Here is a 248-nt window from a genome sequence, read left to right as displayed (position 1 = left end):
ACTTATAATGATGGCTGGCAGCATAATGGTTGTTTACAGCGCAAGCGGGCAAGAGTCTTCTATGATGATTAGGCATATGACCCGCATGGGCGGTGCGATTGTTGCTATGATTGTTTTAGCCCAGTTTTCGCCTGCCACGTTAAAGCGGTTAGTGATCCCACTTTATTGTGTTGGGTTATTAATGCTAGTCGGTGTACTTTTATTTGGAGTAAGCTCAAAAGGCGCGCAGCGTTGGCTCAATTTAGGGG

1 protein-coding gene is annotated in these 248 nt (G+C 46.0%); it reads left to right on the top strand.

Annotated elements, in window-relative coordinates; genetic code table 11:
- A partial coding sequence (locus tag AAEZ18_RS19375; RefSeq protein ID WP_352256071.1) for an FtsW/RodA/SpoVE family cell cycle protein occupies window positions 1–248 on the top strand: 248 nt, incomplete at both ends.

Source organism: Pseudoalteromonas sp. 19-MNA-CIBAN-0066 (assembly GCF_040308705.1).
Lineage (GTDB): Bacteria > Pseudomonadota > Gammaproteobacteria > Enterobacterales > Alteromonadaceae > Pseudoalteromonas > Pseudoalteromonas nigrifaciens.
This window is presented reverse-complemented; position numbering and strand designations above follow the sequence as displayed.